The organism is Paenibacillus sp. KS1, assembly GCF_001680695.1.
GTDB classification, from domain to species: domain Bacteria; phylum Bacillota; class Bacilli; order Paenibacillales; family Paenibacillaceae; genus Paenibacillus_B; species Paenibacillus_B suaedae.
Genome location: NZ_MAIS01000175.1, coordinates 1 through 3,512, shown reverse-complemented (window position 1 = coordinate 3,512; position 3,512 = coordinate 1). Strand labels below are relative to the sequence as shown.

4 protein-coding genes are annotated in these 3,512 nt (G+C 31.9%); all 4 read right to left on the bottom strand.

Translation table 11 applies throughout. The features are described 5' to 3' along the window. Positions 1-276: 276 nt before the first annotated feature. Positions 277-513 carry a hypothetical protein gene (locus BBG47_RS27360; RefSeq protein WP_065294375.1) on the bottom strand — a complete coding sequence of 79 codons (237 nt, stop codon included), beginning with the start codon at positions 511-513 and terminating at the stop codon, positions 277-279. A 127-nt stretch (positions 514-640) separates the two neighbouring features. After that, on the bottom strand, positions 641-1,375 hold the full coding sequence (locus BBG47_RS27355) for a hypothetical protein (RefSeq protein WP_065294374.1): 735 nt from the start codon (positions 1,373-1,375) through the stop codon (positions 641-643). A 34-nt stretch (positions 1,376-1,409) separates the two neighbouring features. Then, positions 1,410-2,342, bottom strand: coding sequence for a hypothetical protein (locus BBG47_RS27350; protein ID WP_065294373.1), 933 nt, complete (start codon positions 2,340-2,342; stop codon positions 1,410-1,412). 6 nt (positions 2,343-2,348) lie between these two features. Continuing rightward, positions 2,349-2,900 (bottom strand): hypothetical protein, encoded by a 552-nt coding sequence (locus tag BBG47_RS27345; protein ID WP_065294372.1) that lies wholly within the window; start codon positions 2,898-2,900, stop codon positions 2,349-2,351. Between the last annotated feature and the right edge of the window lie 612 nt (positions 2,901-3,512).

Genomic DNA, 3,512 nt, shown 5'->3' with positions numbered 1-3,512 from the left:
GCACCCGTTTTATTCGCATAATTCATGTAGTAAACCTATGTGCATAGGCGTTTTGAAATGCTGCTCGTACTAGGAACCATTAGATATGTATATATTTACATTTGGACTTTTTCATCAAAGCCGTGTTTTGTACTAATGTCTTTGACTTTGACTATCTTTGACTATTTTTGACTATATACTCCTACTTCTAGTGTTAATTGACACAAAGTTACCCCTATTAGTGTAATTTGAACTAATTAAAAAGGATAACTTTGTGTCAATTATAAAATAACGAACCTATTTATCTTTTGGAGGATATTTATTTTTGTAAATTATCACAAATGCCAAAGCTATCATGAACAAGCCACCAATAAACGTGTAGTTAGTAATTGCCCAAATATAACTTGGAACAAGACTAAGCAAAGTGTCCATATTGTTTCCAGTAGTCTCAGCAAAGTTCAAATAGATGACAATTTTCTCAACACCACTTAATGCTATTAGAAAGATACCAAATAGCATAACAATTAACGGCAACTTCTTCCCACCTCTTGTTGATTGAAATTAATATAGGATCGAGCGAAGCTCGATCCTATATTATCAAACAGCCCTAATTCCTACTTCATGCTAAGGCTGCGTAATCATTTTATTTTATTTATAATTATTAATTACCATCAGTAAACTTAACTTTTGTTTCAATTGTTGGTCTATAAATATACCCGCCTTTATAAATATCAGCATTTGTTTTAAGGTCTGCACCAGTAAATAAACCTCGTGACTCTGCTTTTCCAGACTCACTAGTAGTAATCAAATACCACTGGTCATCAACTGGACTGAAAGTATATTTAACAGTATCACCGATCTCTTGTAATGCGGGAGGAAACGAAAGTACGACGTTAAATCCGGTAAATTTATATTGATATGACAAAACAATTTTGTCGGCATTACCAGAACCATTCCAATATGCACTTATATTTCCTTCATTTACAACCATTTCTTGTGTAGTAATGGGATAGAAGAATGCATCTTCATTATAGCCTGATGTCTTCCAAGTTATTTTGGCATCATTACTGTTTGTAGCATATCCTGTCAAATCTCTTGACCAGTTGGTTTTAAAGCCCAAAGTAGAATGAGAAGGCTCTTCCCCATAGTTAGTTTTTTTCCCTGCAAGTTCATCAACAAATTGAGCAACAGCTTGCTTGTTATTAACTTTAGTTGGAACAGTATACATGAGTGACCCATTATCGTTGTCTACCCAAGTAAGCACCTCAAACTTTTCTCCCAGTACTTCATATTCGTCAGAACTCTTTTGCACTAATTTGCCGTTAGCTGCAAAACTTGAAGATGAAAAAGCAAAAAACATCAACATACAACTAATAAATAGCAGTGACTTTTTCATTGTTTTCCTCCCATAATTTTATTTATATCAATTTTCATTGATATTGATGTGTGGTAGAACTCTGAATCTGTTTTAAACTAGATAGTAATTTTTCTTTATTCGGGATCTCGATTCCCAAAGTCGTCAGCGTCTTTATGACCAAGAATGTAGAAAGTGTATCAAACCCTGTTTTTGAACCGGAAATTGGGAACATCCCATTTTTATTTTGTATCCTTTTTATGTAAGTCTCAACTTCCTTTGTATCAATCGGTAGTATTAATGTATTGGTATAATTATTAATATTTACGGCTGTTTCAAATTTTTCAATACTTGACGGTTCTTCTAAATACAATTTTTTCAATCTACCAATCATACTATTAGAATACAATTCATCTTGATTGAGGTTAATATATCTAGCCAGAATAGTTTCTATTTGATTAATAATTGTCAAATAACCTCCCAAAGATACGAAATCATAGGTTTGGGGAGAATTAATTTGATTAAGTGTACTTTCGATATAGTTTAGTATTTTCTTTGTATTAGGAATATCACGCTCAAACCTATCGTATATTTCCAAAGCCATTTTAGTATCTAACAAATAGCTAGAATTGGGTCTGTCGGAAGAATCCTTTAAATTCGCTTTGAAAAAACCTTTATTACTGTGGAGACTGTTTATGTAATTTAAAATCTGTAATTTATCAGTGGAATCAATGTTACGGATATCAACAGAGTTAACATATAACCACACTTCGTAAATACCATCATTTATAATTTTTCTTACATCGTCATGTTCAACGTCTGAAAGTAAAGCAGAATCACTATCTAAGCCTTCTAAAATAGAAATACTTTTAGTTGAATAGTAATAGCTATATAAATCTTTCACTTTGGGAGTATCGGAAGATATGCCTGTTGCCGTATCTGTTCTGACAAAAGATATAAAACTAATCATTATTATTAATGTTGAAAAAAGAAAAATATTCCTTTTCATAGCGTGTCAACATCCTTCACACTCGAATAGTGTCTCGTTATTATAGTTTATTAACTTATAATTGAATGGCGCACTAAAACTAACTTCACTTTTTTCGTCAAAAACAACAATTATATATGGTTTCCCGTTAATTTCCTTAGTGACCAAGTGATTAAACACTGTGTCAGAAATATCTAATCTCTTAGCATTTTTCAGAATACTAGAATCGTTAATCGCTACCATGATATATGATAAATCCCCTTTAGCACCAATTGTTTGAATGACATTACCATTCTTCCCAGTAGTAAGGGTTCTCGTATATTTCAGAGAGCCATTAATATTCCTAACTTCAATTGAACCTATTTGACTATTTTTTGAGTAAAAAATTAGCGTCATTGGTTTGTCTTTTACAAAAATATCTTCTTTTGAAAGTACAACAATTTTTTCTTTTTCAACTATAGTATCTATCTGTTGCTTTGTTACTAATTGATACTCCTCCTTAGAGGAGTAAATATCAACTAAGAGAATCATTGCGAATAAAAACAAAGTGCTTGCTATGCCAATAATATTTTTTTTCATTATTTCCTCCTTTATAAAGGATGCAGGTAGGGCTCAAAGTGGTTGCAAAATTTATTTAGTGTACGTTTATATACACACTCCTTAGAATCTTTAATTACGCATTTGATGTTCGCCAATGGGATTGAGAAATGAATAGATTAAAATCAGAGAAGGCAAGATTGGTTTGTATATCGCCTACACTCAGAGGTATTTTTGTTGGGGTGACCATTTAATACTTATGCAAAGCTGCTTCAAAGCCATATGCTTCAGTGTAGCCCTAAATATTTACTATTTTATACCATGATATACGATATTAACTTTTTTTGTAAATACTTATGACAATATTTTAAACAATTTCTGATCTAAATTTAACATATGCCCAAAGGTTTGTCTGTCGAATATTGATGATGTAAAAATTTTTTTTAGGAGTTTCATCCTCAAAATGTAGATTATTGACATCTTTCCTGTATATTTCCTTTTCATTCAAAGCACGCAGCATTCTCCTATTGATAAAACAAATAAGCCGCTAAATTGGCGGCTTATTATGTATACACTTGATTTCAGTTTGGAAACTTTACGCACTAAGGTTAACCCGTTTGACGATTAATTAAATACGCTATCAGGAACGTAATA

What these genes read in the sequence shown, in the direction of transcription:
- BBG47_RS27345 (WP_065294372.1), bottom strand. Translation starts at nt 2,900, where the DNA reads ATGAAAAAAAATATTATTGGCATAGCAAGCACTTTGTTTTTATTCGCA.
- BBG47_RS27355 (WP_065294374.1), bottom strand. Translation starts at nt 1,375, where the DNA reads ATGAAAAAGTCACTGCTATTTATTAGTTGTATGTTGATGTTTTTTGCT.
- BBG47_RS27350 (WP_065294373.1), bottom strand. Translation starts at nt 2,342, where the DNA reads ATGAAAAGGAATATTTTTCTTTTTTCAACATTAATAATAATGATTAGT.